This window comes from Pseudomonas sp. CFBP 13602, assembly GCF_014842725.1.
Classification (GTDB): domain Bacteria; phylum Pseudomonadota; class Gammaproteobacteria; order Pseudomonadales; family Pseudomonadaceae; genus Aquipseudomonas; species Aquipseudomonas baltica.
Genome location: NZ_JACYVT010000003.1, coordinates 299466 through 321827 on the forward strand (window position 1 = coordinate 299466; position 22362 = coordinate 321827).

At 62.7% G+C, this 22362-nt stretch carries 15 protein-coding genes and 1 pseudogene; 8 read left to right on the top strand and 8 right to left on the bottom strand.

Annotated features, from left to right (window positions below; genetic code table 11):
• Window positions 1–94: 94 nt before the first annotated feature.
• Window positions 95–2536 carry a Lon protease family protein gene (locus IFU31_RS07845; RefSeq protein ID WP_185795204.1) on the bottom strand — a complete coding sequence of 814 codons (2442 nt, stop codon included), beginning with the start codon at window positions 2534–2536 and terminating at the stop codon, window positions 95–97.
• Between the two features lie 227 nt (window positions 2537–2763).
• On the opposite strand from IFU31_RS07845, the gene IFU31_RS07850 reads away from it, so the two are divergent.
• From IFU31_RS07850 to IFU31_RS07860, 3 genes are all read left to right on the top strand, one after another.
• Window positions 2764–3252, top strand: coding sequence for a DUF3015 domain-containing protein (locus IFU31_RS07850; protein WP_043192793.1), 489 nt, complete (start codon window positions 2764–2766; stop codon window positions 3250–3252).
• Window positions 3253–3321: 69 nt separating this feature from the next.
• On the top strand, window positions 3322–5175 hold the full coding sequence (locus IFU31_RS07855) for an Lnb N-terminal periplasmic domain-containing protein (protein WP_192102654.1): 1854 nt from the start codon (window positions 3322–3324) through the stop codon (window positions 5173–5175).
• 237 nt (window positions 5176–5412) lie between these two features.
• Window positions 5413–5910 carry a GreA/GreB family elongation factor gene (locus tag IFU31_RS07860; RefSeq protein ID WP_122475353.1) on the top strand — a complete coding sequence of 166 codons (498 nt, stop codon included), beginning with the start codon at window positions 5413–5415 and terminating at the stop codon, window positions 5908–5910.
• A gap of 85 nt (window positions 5911–5995) precedes the next feature.
• On the opposite strand, the gene ettA is transcribed toward IFU31_RS07860, so the two are convergent.
• Window positions 5996–7660, bottom strand: a complete 1665-nt coding sequence (gene ettA, locus IFU31_RS07865; protein ID WP_122475355.1) for an energy-dependent translational throttle protein EttA — start codon at window positions 7658–7660, stop codon at window positions 5996–5998.
• A 1289-nt stretch (window positions 7661–8949) separates the two neighbouring features.
• Between ettA and IFU31_RS07870 the strand changes: the two are divergent.
• Window positions 8950–11565, top strand: a pseudogene (locus IFU31_RS07870) (sensor domain-containing protein); the annotation flags it as partial.
• A 255-nt stretch (window positions 11566–11820) separates the two neighbouring features.
• Window positions 11821–13074 (top strand): serine hydroxymethyltransferase, encoded by a 1254-nt coding sequence (gene glyA, locus IFU31_RS07875; RefSeq protein WP_122475357.1) that lies wholly within the window; start codon window positions 11821–11823, stop codon window positions 13072–13074.
• Window positions 13075–13180: 106 nt separating this feature from the next.
• Here the strand turns inward: glyA and yjiA are convergent, their stop codons facing one another.
• The 3 genes from yjiA to IFU31_RS07890 form a co-directional block, all read right to left on the bottom strand.
• Window positions 13181–14161 carry a GTPase gene (gene yjiA / locus IFU31_RS07880; RefSeq protein ID WP_192102655.1) on the bottom strand — a complete coding sequence of 327 codons (981 nt, stop codon included), beginning with the start codon at window positions 14159–14161 and terminating at the stop codon, window positions 13181–13183.
• A gap of 125 nt (window positions 14162–14286) precedes the next feature.
• Entirely contained in the window at window positions 14287–14484 is a 198-nt protein-coding gene (locus IFU31_RS07885) for a YbdD/YjiX family protein (protein WP_122475360.1), read from the bottom strand.
• Between the two features lie 18 nt (window positions 14485–14502).
• A complete protein-coding gene (locus tag IFU31_RS07890; protein ID WP_192102656.1) occupies window positions 14503–16569 on the bottom strand; it encodes a carbon starvation CstA family protein in 2067 nt (688 codons plus the stop codon).
• A gap of 172 nt (window positions 16570–16741) precedes the next feature.
• Between IFU31_RS07890 and IFU31_RS07895 the strand changes: the two genes are divergently transcribed.
• Together IFU31_RS07895 and IFU31_RS07900 are read left to right on the top strand one after the other, a co-directional pair.
• Window positions 16742–17203, top strand: a complete 462-nt coding sequence (locus IFU31_RS07895) for a methyltransferase family protein (RefSeq protein ID WP_192102657.1) — start codon at window positions 16742–16744, stop codon at window positions 17201–17203.
• 40 nt (window positions 17204–17243) lie between these two features.
• Complete coding sequence (locus tag IFU31_RS07900; RefSeq protein ID WP_192102658.1) at window positions 17244–17612, top strand: PilZ domain-containing protein; 369 nt, start codon at window positions 17244–17246, stop codon at window positions 17610–17612.
• Between the two features lie 227 nt (window positions 17613–17839).
• On the opposite strand, the gene IFU31_RS07905 is transcribed toward IFU31_RS07900, so the two are convergent.
• From IFU31_RS07905 to radA, 3 genes are all read right to left on the bottom strand, one after another.
• The gene (locus IFU31_RS07905; RefSeq protein ID WP_185795199.1) at window positions 17840–18532 is read right to left on the bottom strand and encodes an HAD-IA family hydrolase; all 693 of its coding nucleotides are present in this window, start codon (window positions 18530–18532) and stop codon (window positions 17840–17842) included.
• Window positions 18533–18644: 112 nt separating this feature from the next.
• A complete protein-coding gene (locus tag IFU31_RS07910; RefSeq protein ID WP_192102659.1) occupies window positions 18645–19880 on the bottom strand; it encodes a M20/M25/M40 family metallo-hydrolase in 1236 nt (411 codons plus the stop codon).
• 151 nt (window positions 19881–20031) lie between these two features.
• A complete protein-coding gene (gene radA / locus IFU31_RS07915) occupies window positions 20032–21399 on the bottom strand; it encodes a DNA repair protein RadA (protein ID WP_122475371.1) in 1368 nt (455 codons plus the stop codon).
• Between the two features lie 211 nt (window positions 21400–21610).
• Here radA and mscL point away from each other — a divergent pair, with 211 nt between their 5' ends.
• Window positions 21611–22063 (top strand): large-conductance mechanosensitive channel protein MscL, encoded by a 453-nt coding sequence (gene mscL, locus IFU31_RS07920; RefSeq protein WP_192102660.1) that lies wholly within the window; start codon window positions 21611–21613, stop codon window positions 22061–22063.
• Window positions 22064–22362: the final 299 nt, after the last annotated feature.

Sequence of the window (22362 nt, forward strand, 5' to 3'; positions counted from 1 at the left end):
TCAGTTTTCCGCAAATCGACGGCGCACCCTGGCCGGGTGACGCCTGCACGATGGCGCAGAGGGGCCGACCCGTGCTGGGTGGCCCCTCGGAGACCTACACCGTTGGCCGGACCTCGACCAATTCTTCCAGCGCGTGCTCTTTCTCGGCTTCCTTGAGGTCTTCCTCGCTGATCATTTCTGCGATGACCCGCAGCCGCTCAACCACGCGGGCATTGATGCTGCCCTCGGGAAACGCGCCGTTCTCGTCGGGTTCACCGGCTGGCTCACCGGCCAGCAGGCTCAATGCCTCGTCCGCCTGGCGCACGGCATAGACATGGAACTTGCCGTCGCGGACTGCCTGCAGGACCTTTTCGTCGAGCATCAAGGTGGCGACGTTGGCCTGCGGAATGATCGCGCCCTGCTCGCCAGTCAGGCCGCGGGCCTCGCACAGGCGGAAGAAACCCTCGATCTTCTCGTTGACCCCGCCCACCGCCTGGACTTCGCCGAACTGGTTGATGGAACCGGTGATCGCGAAGCACTGCTTGAGCGGCATTTTCGAGAGCGCCGAGATCAAGGTGCAGGCCTCGCCCAGCGACGCGCTGTCGCCATCCACGTATCCGTAGGATTGCTCCAGGGCGATGCTGGCGGAAATGGCCAGGGGAAATTCCTGTGCATAGCGACTGCCCAGGTAGCCGGTGAGAATCATCACCCCCTTGGAGTGGATCGGCTGACCCAGGTTGACCTCGCGCTCGATGTCGACGATGCCGCTGCCGCCCGGATACACCGTGGCCGAGATGCGCGCCGGCACACCGAACGCCGAGTCGCCCACTTCCAGCACCGTCAGGCCGTTGCACTTGCCGACCGCGGCGCCGCTGGTGTCGATCAGGATGATGCCCGCCAGCATGTCGTCGAGGATGCGCGCCGAAACCCGGCCGGTGCGCGTGGCCTTGGCCTTGAGCGCACGCTCGATGTGGCCGGCGTCGGTACGTTCTTCGTTGGCCAGGTGGCGGATGAAGTCCGCCTCGCTGACCAGCTGGAACAAGTCGCCGATACGGGCCGACAGCCGCCCCTGGTTTTCTGCCAGCCGCGCACTGTAGGTGGCCAGGCGCGCGACGGCGTCACCGGTCAACGGCGCCATGCCCTCCTCCGAGGTGCGCGTCTTCAGCAGTTGGGCGAACTGCTCCAGGCTCTCGTCGACCATTGGGATGTCTTCGTCGAAGTCCACCAGGACGCGGAACATCTCCTGGAAGTCGGGATCGTGATCCTGCAACGCGTAGTACAGCTGGCGAGCGCCGATGATGATGACCTTGACCTGCAGCGGAATCATCTGTGGCGTGAGCGTGACAGTGGCCAACCGACCGAACTCGCCCAGTGGCGATTCCATCTTCAGCTTGCGCGATTGCAAGGCGCGCTTGAGCGCGTCCCAGACGAAGGGCTCGCCCAGCATCTTCTCGGCTTCCAGAATCAGGAAGCCACCGTTGGCCCGGTGCAGGGCGCCGGGGCGCAACTGCTTGTAGGTGGTGTAGAGCGCGCCCTGATCGGTGCTGTATTCGATCCGGCCGAACAGGTTGTCGTAGGTCGGGTGTGGTTCGAACACCACCGGCGCGCCACCGCTCTGGTGATGGCCGACCACCAGGCTGGGGCTGTACTGCTCTTCCAGCAGCTTGCGGGCCTGGGCATCGGCCTTGCTGTCATCGACCAACTGCTCGACCACGGTCTTGAGCAAATTGACCTGAATGGCCTGCAGGTAACCGCACACCGCGGCGTTCTCGGCGTATTTTTCCGACAGCGGCGCGAGCAATGGCTGCAGGGCCAGGGTGATGGTTTCTTCGTTGAGGTGACGCAACTGGTTGCTCGACTCGCGTTTCCACTGCGGCAGGCTGGCCAGCTCCTCGTTGAGGCGCTCTTCCAGATTGGAGATATCGGTATGGAAGCGCTCGCGGTCGACTTCGGGCAACTGGGCGAACTCGGCTTCGTCCAGGGCCTTGCCGTCGAGCATCGGGGTGAAGGCGATGTTGCTGCTGTCGCGGTACAACGCGATGTCTTTTTCCAGCGAGAGTTTTTCGATCACATCCAGTGCGCGGTCGTAGCGCTGGTTGAAGGCGCGGTCGATGGCGCTCTTGCGCTGCTGGTAGGACGGATGCTCGAACACCGCTGGAAACGTCGCCAGCAGATTGTCGATGAGCCCCCCGATGTCGCCGATGAAGGCACCTGCACTGCCGGGCGGCAGCTCGAGGGCGCGGGGTTCGCGCGGCTCATCGAAGTTGTTCACATAGACCCAGTCGGCCGGGGTCTGCAGGCGCTTGCCCTCGGCTTTCAGGTAGCGTTTGACGAACGAGAAGCGGCCGGTGCCAGGCTCGCCCATGACAAACACGTTGTAGCCGGGGCGTGGCATAGCGACGCCGAACTGCAAGGCCTCGACGGCGCGCTCCTGGCCCAGGACGCCGCGGAAGGGTTCCAGGTCGTTGGTGGTGGTGAAGTTGAACTGTTCAGCGGAAAACGGGCGGGTCAGTGCCTCGGGTGCAAGACGCAGGCTGGCAGCTACGGAATCGGGCATCGGGCATCCTTACTTCGGCGGGGCAGATGCGGTCATTCTGGGCGCTTCTGTGGCGGCGGTGCAAGCTGCAGCGGGGCTGGACGCTCACGGCTGCAAGTTACTCATTTCGTGCGGAACTGCAACGCTTGCCTAAACTCCAAGTTACGCGGCTGGCCAAATAACCGGCCCGTCCTGGATCCCCAGGCACTTAGACCCTCGGTAAGCACATCAAAAAAGAGAACAACGCTATGAAACGGATTCTGCTGGGTACTCTGTTCGCCGCCGTCTCGATCAATGCCATGGCACAAGCGCCAGGCGGTCCGGATTGCGGTTGGGGCAACATGTTGTTCGAAGGCCAGCGCGGCACTCCGGCGCACTTCCTGGCTTCCACCACCAACGGCACTTCGGGCAACGCCACCTTCGGCATGACCTCGGGCACCAACGGCTGCTCCACCAACGCTGCACTGACCTATGGCGGTAAATCCTGGATTGCCATGAATGGCATGATGGACGAGCTGTCCGAAGACATGGCCAAGGGCCAAGGCGAAGCACTGACCACCTATGCCGTGGTTCTGGGCGTCGCTCCCGAAGACCGTGCCTACTTCCAGTCGGTTACCCACGAGCACTTCCAGCAGATCTTCAGCAGCGCCGACAGCACCGCTGAAGACGTACACAGCAACACCATCGCGGTCCTGAAAAACGATCCACGTCTGGCCAAATACGCCACCCAGGCTTAAGCTCGACCCGCCCGCTCCTTTCGGAGCGGGCATCCCCCCTTTCCGATTTCGCCGAACTAGTTGCCGACAATGCTCAAACGCCTTGCCTTCCTGGCGCTCTGTGTGTGCGCCCCGCTGCATGCCGCTCCGCACCTCGACGCTCAGCGTCTGCAACAGTTGGCCAACGATCCGTACTGGATTTCCGTCGGCCACTACGAGCGTGGCAAGCTCGGCGGCTGGCGCAGCTATGTCGATGACCGCAAATTCTTCCTGGCCGATGATGGCGCGCACCATCCGGATGCCGAGCTGCAGGCCACGCTGAAGGCTATCTATGCACCCGCAGGTACCGGCGACCGGCATGCGCAGTGCGTGTTTCCAGCGCGTACCCGCTGGTTGCGCGAGCAGCTCGGGCTGAACGACCTGCCGACCGTGGAGTGCGCCGAGTTCCGCAAGTGGTTCTCGGACGTGGCGCCCCACAGCGCCGTGCTGATATTCCCGGCGGCGTACCTCAACAGCCCCTCGTCGATGTTCGGGCATACCTTGCTGCGCATCGATCAGGCCGATGTACAAAGCAACAACACTGCGCTGCTCAGCTATGCGATCAACTTCGGCGCCTATGTCGAAGGCGGTGACAACAGCATTCTCTACGCCTGGAAGGGCCTGGCAGGCGGCTATCCTGGCTTGTTCGCCCTGGTGCCCTACCAGGAAAAGCTTTCCGAATACCGCAGCCTGGAAAACCGCGACCTGTGGGAGTACCGGCTCAACCTCACGCCGGAAGAAACCGGGCGCATGGTCGAGCATGTATGGGAACTCAAGCAGGTGCAGTTCGACTATTTCTTCTTCGATGAAAACTGCTCGTATCGTCTGCTCGAACTGCTTCAGGTGGCCAGGCCAGGCCTGGACCTGACCTCACAATTCCCCCTGACCGCCATTCCCACCGACACGGTGAAGGCGGTGAAGGCTGCCGGGCTGGTCGAGAAGATCGACTATCGCGCATCTCGCGAGCGCGAGTTGCTCGAACGCGCCAAGCCGCTGGACAGCAGCGAGCAGCAGTGGGTACAGCGGATCGCTGCCGACACGGCGCAGATCGACAGTGAAGGTTTTCAGGCGCTGGGCAAGGAACGGCAGGCGCTGATCCAGGATGCCGCGTTTCGCCTCGAGCGCTATCGGGCCACCGGCCAAGAGCGCGATCCGGCAAGGACCCAGCGCAGTTTCCAGTTGCTGCGCGCGATCAATCGCAATCCCCCGCCACCGCTGGATATCGACCGGCCGGGCTTGCCCGAGGATGGCCATCAGTCACGCACCTGGAGCGCGGGGGTGGGTACCCGCGGTGATACCGCGTTTGCCGAGTACGGGCTGCGCATGGCCTATCACGACCTCAATGACAACGCCGAGGGCTTTCCGCTGGGCGCGCAGATCGAGATCCTGGGCTTGAAAGTGCGTCAGTACGAAGGCAATGACTGGCAATTGCAGCAGTTGGACCTGGCAACGATCCGCTCGCTGACGCCGCGCAACGAGCTGTTGCAGCCCCTGTCCTGGCAGGTGACCGGCGGCCTGGAACGGGTGCTGCGCAAGCATGGCGACGAGAATCTGGTGTCCCACGTCAACGGCGGTGCCGGCGGTACATGGCAGCTGAGCGAGCACCTGCTGGGCTTTGCCCTTGGCACGGCGCGGGTGGAACACAACAATGACTTTGCCCAGTTCGTCACACCGGCGGCGGGTTTCAACAGCGGTGTGCTGTGGAAGAACGCCTTGGGTAATTTCAGCCTGGAGGGCAAGGGTGACTACTTCACCAATGGCGAAGTGCGCCGCAGCCTGAGTCTGAATCAGCAGTGGGAAATTTCTCGCAACCTGGGGTTGCGCCTGAGCGCCCAGCGCGAGTTCAGCCATTTGAGCTCGCCGCGCAACGAAGTCATGCTCGAGGTGAAGTGGTACCACTACTGATCGGTTATGAACGCAGCTGCAATCTTCAGCGATCTCGCGGCCCCGCTCGATTCAGCTGAACCGGTTGAATACGGCTTATGCAACTCTGATGCGGTTTTGCGGCCCAATCTTCTACAAGCATCCGTTCTTGTAGGAGTAGGGCTTGACCGCGATCCTCGTACAGCCTCTCGGTTGGCACATCTCGGCTCCCCTACAGCAAGCTGGGCGAGTTGTACCGCCCCTCAAGGGAGGAAGACCATGAGCCGCGCATTCGTGAATGAAGACCAGGCCGCCGAACAGGCGAGCCAACCCGTGGAGCGACTGATCAGTACGCAGCCCAACTACGTGACCGCCAGTGGCCTGGCCCAGTTGCAGGCGCGTGTCGCTGAAGTGCAGATACTGCAGGCCGAGCAAATGGCGATGGGTGAGCGTGCCGACCGTCAGCGTGTGGCTGACCTGAGCCGGGACATGCGCTACTACCAGCACCGCCTGCAACATGCCCAAGTGGTGGCACCGGTTACCTCGACCGCCAAGGTACAGATCGGCAGCTGGGTGACCTTTGCCGACGACCAGGGTGCCGAGCAGCGCGTGTGTCTGGTTGGCGAAGACCAGGCGGACGCCGGTGTTGGCCTGATCAACTGGGCGTCGCCGCTGGGTCGCGCGTTGCTGGGCGCGGAAGTCGGTGAAGAGCGTGTATGGCGTCGGCCTGCGGGTGACCTGACCGTGGAAGTCACGGGCATCCAGACGGGCCCTTGAGCGACACACCGGCGCCGTTCTCCAGCCTACATCCCCTGCACCGCACAAAAAAATGGGGCCCTGCAAAGAGGGCCCCATTTTTCATTCACGCCAGCTTCTTGTGACGAACCCGGTGCGGCTGGGCAGCCGCTTCACCCAGGCGCTTCTTGCGATCGGCTTCGTACTCGGTGTAGTTGCCTTCGAAGAACACGGCCTGGGAGTCGTCCTCGTAGGCGAGGATGTGCGTGGCCACGCGGTCGAGGAACCAGCGATCGTGAGAGATCACGATGGCCGCGCCAGGGAAGTCGAGCAGGGCTTCTTCGAGCGAACGCAGGGTTTCCACGTCGAGGTCGTTGGACGGTTCGTCGAGCAGCAGGACGTTACCGCCCTCCTTCAGCGTCAGCGCCAGGTGCAGGCGACCGCGTTCACCACCAGAGAGGTCCTTGACGAACTTCTGCTGGTCGCCGCCCTTGAAGTTGAAGCGGCCTACGTAGGTGCGTGACGGAATTTCGTAGTTGCCGATGCGGATATTGTCCGAACCGTCGGAGACCTGCTGGAACACGGTCTTGCTGCCGTCCAGGTCGTCGCGGCTTTGATCCACGCACGCCAGCTGCACGGTTTCGCCCACTTCGATGCTGCCCGAATCCGGCTGTTCCTTGCCCATGAGCATGCGGAACAGGGTGGATTTACCGGCACCGTTGCCGCCAATCACGCCGACGATGGCGCCTTTGGGCATGGCGAACGACAGGTTGTCGATCAGCACGCGGTCGCCGTAGCCCTTGGTGACGTTCTTGAATTCGATGACCTTGTCACCCAGGCGCGGACCGGCCGGAATGTAGATTTCGTTGGTTTCCGAACGCTTCTGGAATTCCTGCGACTGCATTTCCTCGAAGCGCTGCAGGCGGGCCTTGGATTTCGACTGGCGGGCCTTGGCGCCTTTGCGCACCCACTCCAGTTCTTCTTTCATGGCTTTTTCGTGGGCCGACTGCTGCTTGGATTCGGCCGCCAGGCGATCGGACTTGGCTTCGAGCCAACCAGAGTAGTTGCCCTCGTACGGAATGCCGGCGCCGCGGTCGAGCTCCAGGATCCAGCCGGCGACGTTGTCGAGGAAGTAACGGTCGTGGGTGATCGCGACCACGGTGCCGGGGAAGTCGTGCAGGAAGTGCTCCAGCCAGGCGACGGAGTCGGCATCCAGGTGGTTGGTCGGTTCGTCGAGCAGCAGCATGTCGGGGGCCGAAAGCAGCAGGCGGCACAGGGCCACGCGGCGTTTCTCACCACCGGACAGGTGCTCGATCTTGGCATCCCAGGCCGGCAGGCGCAGAGCGTCGGCAGCGACCTCCAGTTGCCGTTCCAGGTTGTGGCCGTCGCTGGCCTGGAGGATGGACTCGAGCTTGGCCTGTTCGGCGGCCAGCTTGTCGAAGTCGGCGTCCGGTTCGGCATAGGCGGCATAGACCTCGTCCAGGCGGGCCTGGGCGTCCTTGATCACGCTGACCGCTTCCTCGACCACTTCGCGCACGGTCTTGGTCGGGTCGAGCTGTGGTTCCTGAGGCAGGTAGCCAACGTTGAGCTCGGGCATCGGGCGGGCTTCGCCGTCGAATTCCTTGTCGACACCAGCCATGATTTTCAGCAAGGTGGATTTGCCCGAGCCGTTCAGGCCGAGCACGCCGATCTTGGCGCCGGGGAAAAAGGACAGCGAAATGTTCTTGAGGATTTCCCGCTTCGGCGGAACGACTTTGCTCAGCCGATGCATGGTGTAGACGTATTGAGCCATGGAATGAACCTGGATAAAGAAGGTGCGAGATAGAGGATGGAAGCTTGGGCCCCCGCAAGGTGTTCAAAGCTACCGGAATGCGGGAGTCAGGGCAAACCAGGGCGCGTCCGGTGACGCGGTGTGCCAGGCGGATCGCGGTGGGCCCGACGCGGCTTGCACCGCTGCTACGGGATTGCGGCGCCTGTAGCAGCGGCGCGAGCCGCGTCGGCGGTAAACGCGGTGCGCCAGGCGGATCGCGGTGTGAACGAACGTCCGGAAGCGACACGAGCGCTGTAGCAGCGGCGCGAGCCGCGTCGGCGGTGGGTGCGGCGTGTCAGGCGCAGCACGGTGGTTTTACGCTGCGCTAGCCGGCCTTGGGCGCTAGCGCTTATAGTGCGAGGTGTAACACGCATGATTCACGTGCCCTTTGGTTGGGCCCGCGCCTATGCCTGCCCCCGACTGTCATATCGCAGGATTTCAGTTTGACCAATTTCAATCAGCCGTCCTCCTTGCGCCCGCCTGTCCAAGGGTCAGGTACGCCGCTGCACGGTTCGTTGAAAGGCGCGCTGGCATTCGTGGTTTTGATGTTGCTGATGCTGTTGTTCTGGCAGCTGCTCGACCAGTTCCAGCGCACCCAGGCCGACCAGCGCCAGCACAGCATCGACTACAGCGCGGACCTGGCCGATCACGTCAATCTGAACATGGCGCTCAATGCGCAGATCGCGCTGAACCAGTTGCTCACGACTCAGCCCTTCCCCAGCGCGCGGGAACGGGCCGAAACGCTCACTCGCGTCCGCCGCTCGGTGCCGGAACTGCAAAGCCTGGCCTGGCTCAGCGGCGATGCCCGAGTCATCGCCGACACCCTACCGGACGCCACTGACGCGCCGTTCATTGCCCTGCTGACAGGTCGCCTGGATGGCGACAGCCACTACTACACCAACAACACAGCCGCAGACCTGGTCTATCTGCTGATCCGCCAGCCTGGCGAAAACACCAACGGCTATTGGCTGCTGCGCATGAGCCCTACCGTCATCAGCCGCCTCATCCACCAGGTCGAGCGCGAGGAGAACCCCAGCTGGGTCCTGGAAAATCACGCGAACAAGCACATCATCGGCCGCGCCGGCCCAGCCCCGCTCACCGCCTCGGAACTGAGCGCCACCGAGCTTGCGCAGAGTGTACTGGTGACCCCGCTGAGCCATAGCGACTGGCAATTGCGCAGCTTGTTCGACGCCAGACAGGCGCGCCTGGCGCTCCTGCCGCCGCTGGTGGGCAAATGCCTGCTGGGCCTTCTGGTGTCGCTGGTGCCATTGCTTGCGCTGCTGGGCATGCGCCGCCGCCAGCGCGAGCTCAACGAAGAGCGTCGCCGCTATCAGGACATCTTCGAAGGCGCCGGAGTGGCGCTGTGCGTGCTCGACCTGTCGGGCGTCTTGGCGTTCTTCGAGCGGGTCGGGCGCAACGGGCACACCGACTCTGCACAGTGGCTGCAGGACAACCCAACCAAGCGCCTCGACCTGCTGCAGGCACTGCGCATCACCGAAGTGAACCAGGTTGCCTTGCGGGTGCTGCAGGTGGACACCGGCGAACAGGCGTGGCGCAAGCTCATCGAAGGCGGCTCGGCCACCGGCATCGGCCACCGTCTGATCGCTGCGCTGCTGGAGCGCCAACAGCAATTGGAACAGGAAATCCGCCTGGTCAACCAGCAGGGCCAGGACCAGTACCTGTGGCTGACCGTGCGCTTTCCCGAGCACCCGGAGGACTACCGCGCGGTGATTCTCAGCATCACCGACATCACCAGCCACAGGACGGCGAGCGAATCGCTGCGCCAGAGCGAAAAGCGCCACCGCATGCTCGCCGAGAGCATCAGCGACGTGATCTTCTCGACCAACAACCGTTTGGAACTGAACTACGTCAGCCCTTCGGTGCAGAGCGTGCTGGGCTACGAAGCAGACTGGGTGCTGGAGCACGGTTGGCAGGGCATGCTGGCCAATCCCGCACAGATGACGGGGATCAATGCGCTGCTGACGCAGGTCCGTCGGGCGTTGCATGTGCCGGCCGAGCTGGCCGCGCTGCGCAGCGATCTCAAGACCCAGGTCTTCATGTTCGACTGCATGCGCAACGATGGCCGCAAGATTCCCATCGAGCTGCGTCTGGTGTTGATCTGGGATGCGCAAGGGGCTCTGGAAGGCATGCTGGGCGTGGGTCGCGACATCAGCCAGCAGCGCCGCGCGGAGAAGGACCTGCGCATGGCTGCCACGGTGTTCGAACATTCGACGTCGGCGATTCTCATCACCGACCCGGCGGGCTATATCGTCCAGGCCAACGAAGCCTTCAGCCGCGTCAGCGGTTATGCGGTAACCCAGGTGCTGGACCAACTGCCCAACATGCTGACCGTGGATAACCAGCAGGAAGCCCACCTGCGCTATGTGCTCAAGCAACTGCAACTGCGCGGCACCTGGGAAGGCGAGGTCTGGCTCAAGCGGCGCAATGGCGAGCACTACCCGGCCTGGGTCGGCATCACCGCGGTACTCGATGACGAAGGCGATCTGGCCAGCTACGTGTGCTTCTTCAGCGACATCAGCGAGCGCAAGGCCAGCGAACAGCGTATTCATCGCCTGGCCTACTACGATGCCCTGACCCACCTGCCCAACCGCACGCTGTTTCAGGACCGCCTGTACAACGCCCTGCAACAGGCCGAACGCCAGCAGTCGTGGGTGGTGCTGATGTTCCTCGACCTTGACCGCTTCAAGCCGATCAACGATTCGCTCGGCCACGCCGCCGGCGACCGCATGCTCAAGGACATGGCCACGCGCCTGCTGGGTTGCGTCGACGACGATGACACCGTGGCGCGCATGGGCGGCGACGAATTCACCCTGCTGCTGCAACCCCGCGCGACCCGTGAGCTGGCCTTGAACCAGGCCATCCATGTGGCGGAGCAGATTCTCGGCAGCCTGGTCAAACCGTTCGTGCTCGAAGGCCGCGAGTTCTTCGTCACAGCGAGCGTGGGCATTGCCTTGAGCCCCCAGGATGGCGGCGAGCTCAGCCAATTGATGAAGAACGCCGACACCGCGATGTACCACGCCAAGGAGCGCGGCAAGAACAATTTCCAGTTCTATCAGGCCGACATGAACGCTACGGCGCTGGAACGTCTGGAGCTGGAAAGCGACTTGCGCCATGCCCTGGAGCAAGAAGAATTCGTGCTGTACTACCAGCCGCAGTTCAGCGGCGACGGCAAGCGTCTGACCGGTGCCGAGGCGCTGTTGCGCTGGAACCATCCACGGCGCGGCCTGGTGCCGCCTGGCGAGTTCATTCCGGTGCTCGAGGAGCTCGGTCTGGTGGTGGACGTCGGCGACTGGGTGCTGGCCGAGGCGTGCCGTCAGCTCAAGGCTTGGCACTTGGCCAAGGTACGGGTGCCCAAGGTGTCGGTGAACATCTCCGCGCGGCAGTTCGCCGACGGCCAGCTGGGCAATCGGATTGCCCGAATGCTGGAACGTATCGGCCTGCCACCGGCGTGCCTGGAGCTCGAGCTGACCGAGAGCATCCTGATGCGCGAGGTCAACGAGGCCATGGTGATCCTCGATATCTTGAAGAACCTCGGCCTGAGCATCGCCATCGACGATTTCGGTACTGGCTACTCGTCGCTCAACTACCTCAAGCAATTCCCCATCGACGTGCTGAAGATCGACCGTACCTTCGTCGACGGTCTGCCCTCCGGCGAGCAGGATGCGCAGATCGCCCGGGCCATCATTGCCATGGCGCACAGCCTCAATCTGTCGGTGATCGCCGAAGGCGTGGAAACCCACGAGCAGCTGGAGTTTCTGCGCGAGCATGGCTGCGACGAGGTTCAGGGCTACCTGTTCGGCCGACCGATGCAGGCTCATCGCTTCGAGTCGCAGTTCAGTAACGACGCGCTGTTCCTGTTTCAGTGACCCCCGCTTGTGGGAACGGTCGGTGGCCGCGAAGGGCGCCCTGCGGTAGATCAGTGGAACCGCGGCGTGGCTTTCGCGGCCAATGACCGCTCCTACGGTGTGCCGGGGTGCCGGGGTGCCGGGGTGCCGGGGTGCCGGGGTGCCGGTGGACATGAGGCCTGCTTGTTCACGCAGTGACTGCCTTTCATATGCCAGACAAAAGCCGATGGGGTAGAATGCTCGCCTTTCCCAACATCCCGATCCTTGAGGACCGCCATGTTCAGCCGTAGCCAGACACTCGCCAAGTACGATGCCGATCTCTTTGCCGCCATGGAGCAAGAAGCCCTGCGTCAGGAAGAGCACATCGAGCTGATCGCCTCGGAAAACTACACCAGCCCCGCTGTCATGGAAGCCCAGGGCTCGGTGCTGACCAACAAGTACGCCGAAGGCTATCCGGGCAAGCGTTACTACGGTGGCTGCGAGTACGTCGACGTGGTCGAGCAACTGGCCATCGATCGCGCCAAGGAACTGTTCGGCGCCGACTACGCCAACGTCCAGCCGCATGCCGGCTCTCAGGCCAACAGCGCGGTGTACCTGGCTCTGCTGCAGGCAGGCGACACCATCCTGGGCATGAGCCTGGCCCACGGCGGTCACCTGACCCACGGCGCCAGCGTTTCGTCGTCGGGCAAGTTGTACAACGCCGTTCAGTACGGTATCGATGCCCAAGGCCTGATCGACTACGACGAAGTCGAGCGCCTGGCCGTCGAGCACAAGCCGAAGATGATCGTGGCCGGTTTCTCCGCCTACTCGCAGATCCTCGACTTCCCACGCTTCCGTGAGATCGCCGACAAGGTCGGTGCCTATCTGTTCGTCGATATGGCCCATGTGGCAGGCCTGGTTGCCGCTGGCGTGTACCCGAACCCGGTGCCGTTCGCCGACGTGGTCACCACCACCACCCACAAGACCCTGCGCGGTCCGCGTGGCGGTTTGATCCTGGCGCGTGCCAACGCCGAGATCGAGAAGAAGCTCAACTCGGCGGTCTTCCCGGGCGCCCAGGGCGGCCCGCTGGAGCACGTCATCGCTGCCAAGGCCGTGTGTTTCAAGGAAGCGCTGCAGCCTGAATTCAAGACCTACCAGCAACAGGTCGTGAAGAACGCCAAGGCAATGGCCAAGGTGTTCATCGACCGTGGTTTCGACGTGGTGTCCGGTGGTACCGAGAACCATCTGTTCCTGCTGTCGCTGATCAAGCAGGACATTTCCGGCAAAGACGCCGATGCCGCGCTGGGCAAGGCATTCATCACCGTCAACAAGAACTCGGTGCCGAATGACCCACGCTCGCCGTTCGTCACCTCGGGCCTGCGCTTCGGTACGCCTGCAGTGACCACTCGCGGTTTCAAGGAAGCCGAGTGCCAGGAGCTGGCCGGCTGGATCTGCGACATTCTGGCTGACCTGAACAACGACGCGGTGATCGAAGCCGTGCGCGAGAAGGTCAAGGCCATCTGCGCGAAGCTGCCGGTGTATGCCGACTGATAGCTGTGCCTTGATATGAAAAAGCCCGGCTCATTGAGTCGGGCTTTTTTATGTATCAGGGCCGGCCTTATCGCGGGCAGAGCCCGCGATAAGGCCGGCACAGGCTTTAGAGGGTTTCGAATCCGGCGCGGATCTTGGCTTCGGGTAGATCATCGGCGATGAACACCATCACGCTTTCGCGTACCTCCCCCTCGGCCCATTCGGTGTCCCAGTCGAAGCCGTAGAGTTTCAGCACGCCCTGGAACACCAGGCGTCGATCTTCCCCAGCGATATTCAAAACGCCCTTGTAGCGCAGAAGTTGTTTGCCGTGCTCTTCCAGCAGTTCATTCATGAAAGTACTGAGCCGATCGATGTCCAGCGGCTTGTCGGTGCGCAGCACCAGGCTGGCGATGCGGTCGACGCTGGGCCCCTGGTTGACCGGGCGCAACGCCAGCCCTGCATTGAGATTGAAGCCCCGCACATCGAGCAGTTCTGCCAGGTCGATACGCCCATGTTCGATGACTCGGATCGGGGCCCGACGGTTGATGCGGGTCAGGCGCTCGCTCAGTTCTTCCAGCACCGTCGGTGGCACCAGATCGGTCTTGCTGATCAACAGGCGATCGGCGAACCCGACCTGCGCCTGAGCGATGGTCTGGGCCAGATGAATGCCGGCATGGGCAGCGTCGACCAAGGTCAGGATGCCATCCAGGATGTAGCGCTCGCGCAGCTCTTCATCGATGAAAAAGGTCTGCGCGACGGGCGCTGGGTCGGCCAGGCCAGTGCACTCGATGACCAGTCGATCGAAGGCGATCTCGCCACTGTCCAGGCGTTCGAGCAACAGGTACAGCGCCTTGGTCAGGTCGGTGTGGATGGTGCAGCAGACGCAGCCGTTGGCCAGCGTCATGATTTGCACCGGCTCGTCGCCCAGCAGCTGGGTATCAATGCCGGCGTCACTGAATTCGTTCTCGATCACGGCGATCTTCAAGCCATGTTCGGCCTTGAGCATGTGGCGCAGCAAGGTGGTCTTGCCGGCGCCGAGAAAGCCGCTGAGGATGGTGACGGGAATCGGGGGGGCGGCTTCGGACAAGTTTGTTGGCTCCGGAATCATTTAAATGCAAATGGCCTCTTCGCGGCCACTGGCCGCTCCTACAGGGATAATCGATCACTTGTAGGAGCGGCCAGTGGCCGCGAAAGGGCCATCACTCACGACACATCACTACGAGATGGCATGCCTCAACAACACTTGGGCCCACCCTTGCCGCCGTATCTGGCCTCCTGGCGTTCGCGGAAGAACGCCTGGTAATCCATCATCGGCTTGTCCGGGTGCTTGGTCTGCATGTGTTCGACATAGTTGTCGTAGTCCGGCATGCCCACCATCAGGCGTGCCGCCTGGCCCAGGTATTTTCCCAACTTGCTCAAGTCATTGAACATGGCGGCAGCCCTCGATCATCACGCATTGGGGAACGGCTGGAACGGTGCTTCCTTGTCGGTACGTTCCTTCTTGCCCCAGGCGGCGACGCCGACCTTCAAGGCGAAGAACAGGATGCTGAAGACCACCAGCAGGAACAGTACGGTCAGGGTTGCGTTGGTGTAGGCATTGAAGATCACGTGCTGCATCTGCTCGACGCTCTTGGCCGGTGCAATGACCTGGCCCTGGGCCAATGCGTCGCTGTACTTCTTGGCCAGCGCCAGGAAGCCAACTGCGGGGTTGGCGTCGAACAGCTTGATGAAGCCTGCAGTGGTGGTGCAGATCAGCAGCCACACGGCCGGCAGCATGGTGACCCAGATGTAACGCTGACGCTTCATCTTGATCAGCACGACGGTCGCGAGCATGAGGGCAATACCGGCCAGCATCTGGTTGGAGATGCCGAACAGCGGCCACAGGGTATTGATACCTCCCAGCGGATCGATCACGCCCTGGTACAGCAACCAGCCCCACAGGGCCACGCAACCGGCAGTGGCGATGACGTTGGCGGTCCACGACTCGGTGCGTTTGAGCGCCGGGACGAACGAGCCGAGCAGGTCCTGCAGCATGAAACGCCCGGCACGGGTGCCGGCATCCACGGCGGTCAGGATGAACAACGCCTCGAACAGGATTGCGAAGTGGTACCAGAAAGCCATGGTGTTTTCGCCCGGCAGCACCGAGTGCAGGATCTGCGCGATACCCACGGCCAGGGTCGGTGCACCGCCGGCACGCGCCAGGATGGTGGTTTCGCCGATGTCATGGGCCACCGCCTGCAGCGCTTCCGGGGTAATGGCAAAGCCCCAGCTGCTGACCGCCGTTGCCACTGCGACCACATCGGTACCGACCACTGCGGCCGGGCTGTTCATGGCGAAGTACACGCCCGGTTCGATGACCGAAGCGGCAACCATGGCCATGATCGCCACGAACGATTCCATCAACATGGCACCGTAGCCGATGTAGCGGGCGTTGGTTTCGTTGTCCAGCAGCTTGGGCGTGGTGCCCGAGGAGATCAGCGCATGGAAACCGGACACCGCGCCGCAGGCGATGGTGATGAACAGGAACGGGAACAGACCGCCCTTCCATACCGGGCCGGTGCCGTCGGTGAACTGGGTCAGCGCGGGCATCTTCAGTTCAGGCATGGTCACCAGAATACCGATGGCCAGGGCGATGATGGTACCGATCTTGAGGAAGGTGGACAGGTAGTCGCGCGGTGCCAGGATCAGCCACACGGGCAGCACGGCTGCGACGAAGCCATAGCCCACCAGCATCCAGGTGATCTGAATGCCGGAGAAGGTGAAGGCCTTGGCCCAGACCGGGTCGGCCGCCACCTGGCCACCCAGCCAGATCGAGAGCAACAGCAGAAATACACCGATGATGGAGATTTCACCGATGCGGCCCGGGCGGATGTAGCGCATGTACACGCCCATGAACATGGCGATGGGGATAGTGGCCATGACCGTGAAGATGCCCCACGGGCTTTCGGCAAGTGCCTTGACCACGATCAGCGCCAGCACCGCGAGGATGATGATCATGATCAGGAAGCAACCGAACAGGGCGATGGTGCCGGGGATGCGGCCCATTTCCTCGCGCACCATGTCGCCCAGCGAGCGGCCGTTGCGGCGGGTGGACAGGAACAGCACCATGAAATCCTGCACGGCGCCGGCCAGGACCACGCCTGCGATCAGCCACAGTGTGCCGGGCAGATAGCCCATCTGCGCGGCCAGCACCGGCCCGACCAGAGGGCCAGCACCGGCAATGGCTGCGAAGTGGTGGCCGAAGAGAATGTGCTTGTTGGTCGGTACGTAGTCCAGACCGTCGTTGTTGAGCACCGCGGGCGTGGCCCGGCGCGAGTCCAACTGCATGACGTGGTTGGCGATGAACAGGCTGTAGTAGCGGTAGGCGACCAGGTAGATGGCCACTGCCGCGACGACGATCCATAACGCATTGATTGCTTCACCGCGGCGAAGTGCAACGACGCCCAGGGCACAGGCACCAATGATCGCCACGATCAGCCACGGAACGTGGCGGAACGCACTGCTATTATTCTTCATATTATTGTTTCCAGCTCAGTGGATGAGTGTCAGCCTTATCGAGTCTAGCGATTTTTTGCTCGATGGCCATCCCCACGTTGGTCTAGAGCGGTGCGGGGCGTGAGGCAGGGACGAATCGGAACACCTGCAGCCTGTGTGGGTCGCACTTAAGGTGTCCAAAGCGAGTTGACCCATGCCCAAGCCACCTGCCCAAGCCGTCCTGCCGCCACCGTTGCTGTATCTGGCGTTCATCGCGGTGGCCATGGCCCTGAGCTATGCGCTGCCCATTGCGTTGCCGGTCAACAGCTGGACCGCCGCCACGGCGGCGGCCTTGATCATCCTCGGCCAGAGCCTCTCCTTCTGGGCCATGTTGCGTTTCAAGCGCCAACACACGGCAACCAGCAATTTCGACGCCCCCCACGAGTTGCTGCGCGACGGCCCGTTCGCGCTGTCGCGCAACCCGATCAATGTGGGTGACACCCTTGCCTATGTCGCGCTGTCGTTGCTTATGGGCAGCCTGTGGCCATGGCTGTTGCTGCCGGTGTTGTTGTACCTGATGAACTGGCTGGTGATCAGGCCTGACGAAATCCAGCTGGAAGGGCTGTTTGGCGAGACTTATCGCCAGTATTGTCGACGGGTTCGCCGCTGGCTTTGAGTCACTGCGCTATAGTCCAGCAAAACTGGAGAACCCGATCATGACGCAAACCCATACCGAGCGCCGGCGCTTCAAGCGCATCGCCTTCGATGCCAAGACCGAACTGCGCCAAGGCACCGAGCGCTGGCCGGTGAAGCTGCTCGATCTGTCATTGAAGGGGCTGTTGATCGAAAAGCCGTCGCCCTGGCTGGGTGATGCCAGCCAACCCTTCAATGTGGATGTGAAGCTGGGGCCGCAGGAAGATGTGGTGATGGAGGTCAAGCTGGCCCATGACGATCATGGGCAGCTGGGTTTCGTGTGCACCCATATTGGTCTGGATTCGATCAGCCATCTGCGTCGGTTGATCGAACTCAATCTGGGCGACCCCGAGGAGCTGGAGCGGGAGCTGGAGGCTTTGTTGGAGGTTTGAGGACGGCAGCGGGGCCTTCGCGGGCAGAGCCCGCTCCCACAGGGGTGAAGTGCACTGTGGGAGCGGGCTCTGCCCACGAAAAAAGCAATGGGGTGTGCCTGATGAAGCGCGGTGAGGCCTTCGCGGCCGATGACCGCTCCCACTGGGGTGAAGTGCTCTGTGGGAGCGGGCTCTGCCCGCGAAAAGGGCGACGCGGAGTGTCTGATTGCCCCCGCTCCTGCGCAAGGCTAGACCAGGTGGGCGGGCAGCCCCCACTGGGCGGGGTCGAAGCCCAGCAGGCTTTGCAGGCGATCGTCGGCGTGGTGATAGCGTTCTGGCGCCATGGCGGCATCCGGCACGGCCACGGCGAACATGCCGGCAGCCTTGGCGGCGGTGACGCCGAAGGGCGAATCCTCGAACACCAGACAATCCTTGGGCTCCACCCCCAGACGCCTGGCCGCGACCAGGAAAATATCCGGCGCAGGCTTGGCCGCACCCACCTCTGGGTCATCGGCAGTGACAACCGTGTCGAACAGCGCAAACCACTCCTGATGCAGGGTGGTTTTCATCGCAAAGTGCCCGCGAGACGAACTGGTACCTACGGCGATCGGAATGTTGTGCGCCTTCAAATGCCGCACCAGCGCCTCGGCCCCGGCCATGGCCTGCGCGTGGGGAAAGCGCTCGGCCATCAGCGGCGCGCGCGCTTCGATGAATTCAGCGGGCGTCAGCGGCAGGCCCAATGTCTCGACGATATAGGTCGACAGGTCAGTGGCACCCAGGCCGATGGTGTTCTGCTTGATACTCCAGTCGAAGACCTTGCCGTAACGCTCGGCAATCATCTGCGTGACTTCGGTGTAGATGCCTTCGGTGTTCAGCAGCAAGCCATCCATGTCGAAGATGACAGCCTTGACGGGGCCCATGCCCGGCACTGCAGTATTCATAGGGCGCGCTCCATGGTCGGTGAGAGGACCTCAGAGTACGGGGCGCGCCGGGGGTTGAGCAAGTTTGCATGGCAGTGCGGGCGCCTGCGCCAGGCGCCCGCACTGCAGTGGATCACGGTACCGACAGCGTGCGAATCATCGACAAGGTCAGATACAGCCGCGGCGCGATGCTGTCCAGTTCGATGTATTCGTCGTCGGCATGCAACCCCGCCCCAACCACGCCCATGGTTTCCAGCACTGCTGGCTTGTCGCTGCCGGGCACGTAGGCATAGCCGGCATCGGTACCGAAGCGCATGGCGATCGGCTCGATGGATTTGTCGATGGCGGCATAGGCTTTCTGCGCCACGCCGGCCAGTTGTTCAGAACCACTGTTCTTGGCCAGCGGTGGGCGGCCCTTCTCCAGGCGCAGGCTGACTTGAGTGTCGTCGATCAATTGCTTGCGGATCAGACGCTGGCCTTGCGCAAGCACGCGGTCGGTTTCCTCGATGTCCGAGTAGCGCATGTCGGCTTCAGCTGTTGCAAGGGCCGGGATGATGTTGCGCTTCTCGCCTGCCTTGGCCATGGTCCAGTTCACGGTGGTGCCCTTGTCGGGATCGCCCAGGTCCTTGAGCTGGACCAACTGGTGGGCCAGTTCGGTGAGCGCGTTGCGGCCCTCTTCGGGCGCGGAGCCGGCGTGGGACGAGCGCCCTTTGACTTCCAGGACCAAGCCGTTGATACCGTTGGTGGCAGTGGTCACTGCGTCCTTGTTCGGCGGCTCGTAGGAAAAGACGTAATCGTTCTGGGCAGCCAGTTCGGCGATGATTTTCTTCGAGCCGGCCGAGCCCATTTCCTCGTCCGGGTTGAACAGCACAGTGAGCGTGCCGTAGCCGTCGAAGCCTTGGGCCTTGAGCAGTTTCAACGCGTGCAGGATCATCGCCACGCCGCCTTTGGCATCGGCCACGCCAGGGCCATAAGCGCGTGCTTCGTCGGTGCGGAACGGACGCTTGGCCGCAGTGCCGGGCAGGAAGACCGTGTCGTAGTGGACCATGAGCAGGAAGTTCTTGCTGCCGCTGCCCTTGAAGATGCCGACAATGTTGTCGCCCACCGACGGCGTGGCCGGGGTGGTCTGGACCGTGGCACCCAGCTCCTTGAGGCGCTTGACCAGCAGCGCGCTGACCGTGGCCAGGCCTTTTTCCTGGCCGGTGCCCGTGTCTACCGAGACCAGTTCCTTGACCGTTTCCAGGTAGCTGGGTTGTTCGGCCTGGGCCTGTTTGTAGAGATCGGCGGCAGGCAGTTCGGCAGCCTGCGTCGACAGCGAAAACAGGCAGGCTGCAGCGATTGCGGTGACGCGTGAAGGTCGAACGGGCATAGGTCGGGAGCCTCGGGCGGTTGTGGTTTTTGTAGGCAGGATTGGCCTCTTCGCGGGCAGAGACCCGCTCCCACAATGGAACAGCGGGAGCGTCTACGCCGATAGGGCAAGTCCTGACACCCAACAACCTTAGCCTACTGCAGCGTTCGTGCTACTCGAACAAGGCATCCAGCGCTTGTTCCAGACGCGTCACGGCAATGACCTGCAAGCCTGGCGGCGCTTCCTTAGGCGCGTTGGCCTTGGGCACGATGGCGCGCTTGAAGCCATGCTTGGCCGCTTCCTTGAGCCGTTCCTGACCACTGGGAACCGGGCGCACCTCGCCGGACAGGCCGACTTCGCCGAACACCAGCAAGTCGTGCGGCAGCGGACGGTTGCGCAGGCTGGACATGATTGCCGCGAGCAACGCCAGGTCGGAAGCGGTTTCCAGCACTTTCACGCCGCCGACCACGTTGAGGAACACGTCTTGGTCATGGGTGGGGATGCCGCCATGCCGATGCAGTACTGCCAGCAGCATGGCCAGGCGGTTCTGGTCCAGGCCCAGGGTGACCCGGCGCGGGTTGGACAGGTGGCTGTCGTCGACCAGCGCCTGCACTTCCACCAGCATGGGCCGGGTGCCTTCCCAGGTGGCCATGACGACACTGCCGGGGACTTCTTCCTGGGCGCGGGTGAGAAAGATCGCCGACGGGTTGGAGACTTCTTTCAAGCCCTTGTCGGTCATGCCGAACACGCCCAGCTCGTTGATCGCGCCGAAGCGGTTCTTCACGGCCCGCAACAAGCGCAGGCGGCCATCGGATTCGCCTTCGAAGTACAGCACGGTATCGACCATGTGCTCGAGCACGCGGGGGCCTGCCAGGGCGCCTTCCTTGGTCACGTGGCCAACCAGAAAGATGGCCGTGCCACTCTGTTTGGCGTAACGCACCAGCAGCGCGGCGCTTTCGCGCACCTGCGACACGCCGCCGGGCGCGGACTGCAGGTTTTCGGTGAAGATGGTCTGGATCGAGTCGATCACCATGACTTTGGGCTGCTCGACCTTGGCGGTGGCGATGATGGTTTCGATGCAGGTCTCGGTCATGACCTTGAGTTTGTCCTGGGGCAGGCCCAGGCGTCGCGCGCGCATGGCCACCTGTTGCTGCGATTCTTCGCCGGTGACGTACAGCGCGGGCATGCGCATGGCGATGTTGCACAGGGTCTGCAGCAGGATGGTGGATTTGCCGATGCCGGGGTCGCCGCCGATCAGCACCACCGAGCCGTCGACCAGGCCGCCGCCGAGCACGCGGTCCAGTTCGGCGGATGCAGTCGAGAAGCGCGGGATCTCTTCGATGCTGACTTCGGCCAGGGTCTTGAGTTGCGCCTGCTGCCCTGTCCAGCCGGTGCGGCCACTGGGCGGTGCGGCAGCGCCGCTTTCGATGACGGTCTCCACCAGGGTGTTCCAGGCACCGCACTCGCCGCACTGGCCTGCCCATTTGGGAAACGTGGCACCGCACTCGGTGCAGCCGTACATGCGCTTTGCCTTGGCCATGAAAATTCCTGTTCGAAAAGTGCGTTCATGATAATCGAGCGCGCTGGAATAGTGGGCAAATCAAGCCCTTGCAGCGCTGAAAAGCGTCTAGTCTGTACTTTGACAAAACTTCTAGGGCGCAGTTGGGTCCCTTGCAGCAGGCATGGAAAATGAAGCATCTCGCTGATTTGGAATGCGTTGACCAACCTCATCTGTAATAAGGAATAACCTCATGAGCGTGCTAAGTGAATTCAAGGCCTTTGCGGTCAAAGGCAATGTAGTCGACATGGCCGTTGGTATCATCATCGGTGCAGCGTTCGGCAAGATCGTTTCATCCTTCGTTGGCGATGTGATCATGCCGCCGCTCGGGTTGCTGATCGGGGGCGTGGATTTCAGCGACCTGGCCATTACCCTGCGCGCCGCGGTTGGCGATGCGCCGGCGGTGGTGCTGGCCTATGGCAAGTTCATCCAGACGGTCATCGACTTCATCATCGTGGCGTTCGCCATCTTCATGGGCGTGAAGGCCATCAATCGCCTGCGTCACCAGGAAGAAAAGAAGCCTGCAGCGCCGGCTGCGCCAACCAAGGAAGAGCTGCTGCTGGGCGAAATCCGTGACCTGCTCAAGGAGCAGAACGGCAAGGGCACCGTGGTCACCACTGCGCCAACGCCCGGGCCGCATATCTGATACCGCGGTGCTGCCTTCGTGGCCGATGACCGCTCCTACGGGTGGGCCGGGGTGGGCACTGATCCACTGTAGGAGCGGTCTGTGGCCGCGAAAGGTTGATGCGGTGAGCCAGGTACAGCGCGGTGAGCCCTTCGCGGCCGATGACCGCTCCTACGGGTGGGCCGGGGTGGGCACTGATCCACTGTAGGAGCGGTCTGTGGCCGCGAAAGGTTGATGCGGTGAGCCAGGCACAGCGCAGTGCTGCCTTCGCGGCCGATGACCGCTCCTACGGATGGAAGCTGCTGCAGGAGCGGTCATTG

Coding starts and splice junctions, on each gene's coding strand:
- IFU31_RS07845 (WP_185795204.1), bottom strand. CDS start 2,536: ATGCCCGATTCCGTAGCTGCCAGCCTGCGTCTTGCACCCGAGGCACTG.
- IFU31_RS07850 (WP_043192793.1), top strand. CDS start 2,764: ATGAAACGGATTCTGCTGGGTACTCTGTTCGCCGCCGTCTCGATCAAT.
- IFU31_RS07855 (WP_192102654.1), top strand. CDS start 3,322: ATGCTCAAACGCCTTGCCTTCCTGGCGCTCTGTGTGTGCGCCCCGCTG.
- IFU31_RS07860 (WP_122475353.1), top strand. CDS start 5,413: ATGAGCCGCGCATTCGTGAATGAAGACCAGGCCGCCGAACAGGCGAGC.
- ettA (WP_122475355.1), bottom strand. CDS start 7,660: ATGGCTCAATACGTCTACACCATGCATCGGCTGAGCAAAGTCGTTCCG.
- glyA (WP_122475357.1), top strand. CDS start 11,821: ATGTTCAGCCGTAGCCAGACACTCGCCAAGTACGATGCCGATCTCTTT.
- yjiA (WP_192102655.1), bottom strand. CDS start 14,161: ATGATTCCGGAGCCAACAAACTTGTCCGAAGCCGCCCCCCCGATTCCC.
- IFU31_RS07885 (WP_122475360.1), bottom strand. CDS start 14,484: ATGTTCAATGACTTGAGCAAGTTGGGAAAATACCTGGGCCAGGCGGCA.
- IFU31_RS07890 (WP_192102656.1), bottom strand. CDS start 16,569: ATGAAGAATAATAGCAGTGCGTTCCGCCACGTTCCGTGGCTGATCGTG.
- IFU31_RS07895 (WP_192102657.1), top strand. CDS start 16,742: ATGCCCAAGCCACCTGCCCAAGCCGTCCTGCCGCCACCGTTGCTGTAT.
- IFU31_RS07900 (WP_192102658.1), top strand. CDS start 17,244: ATGACGCAAACCCATACCGAGCGCCGGCGCTTCAAGCGCATCGCCTTC.
- IFU31_RS07905 (WP_185795199.1), bottom strand. CDS start 18,532: ATGAATACTGCAGTGCCGGGCATGGGCCCCGTCAAGGCTGTCATCTTC.
- IFU31_RS07910 (WP_192102659.1), bottom strand. CDS start 19,880: ATGCCCGTTCGACCTTCACGCGTCACCGCAATCGCTGCAGCCTGCCTG.
- radA (WP_122475371.1), bottom strand. CDS start 21,399: ATGGCCAAGGCAAAGCGCATGTACGGCTGCACCGAGTGCGGTGCCACG.
- mscL (WP_192102660.1), top strand. CDS start 21,611: ATGAGCGTGCTAAGTGAATTCAAGGCCTTTGCGGTCAAAGGCAATGTA.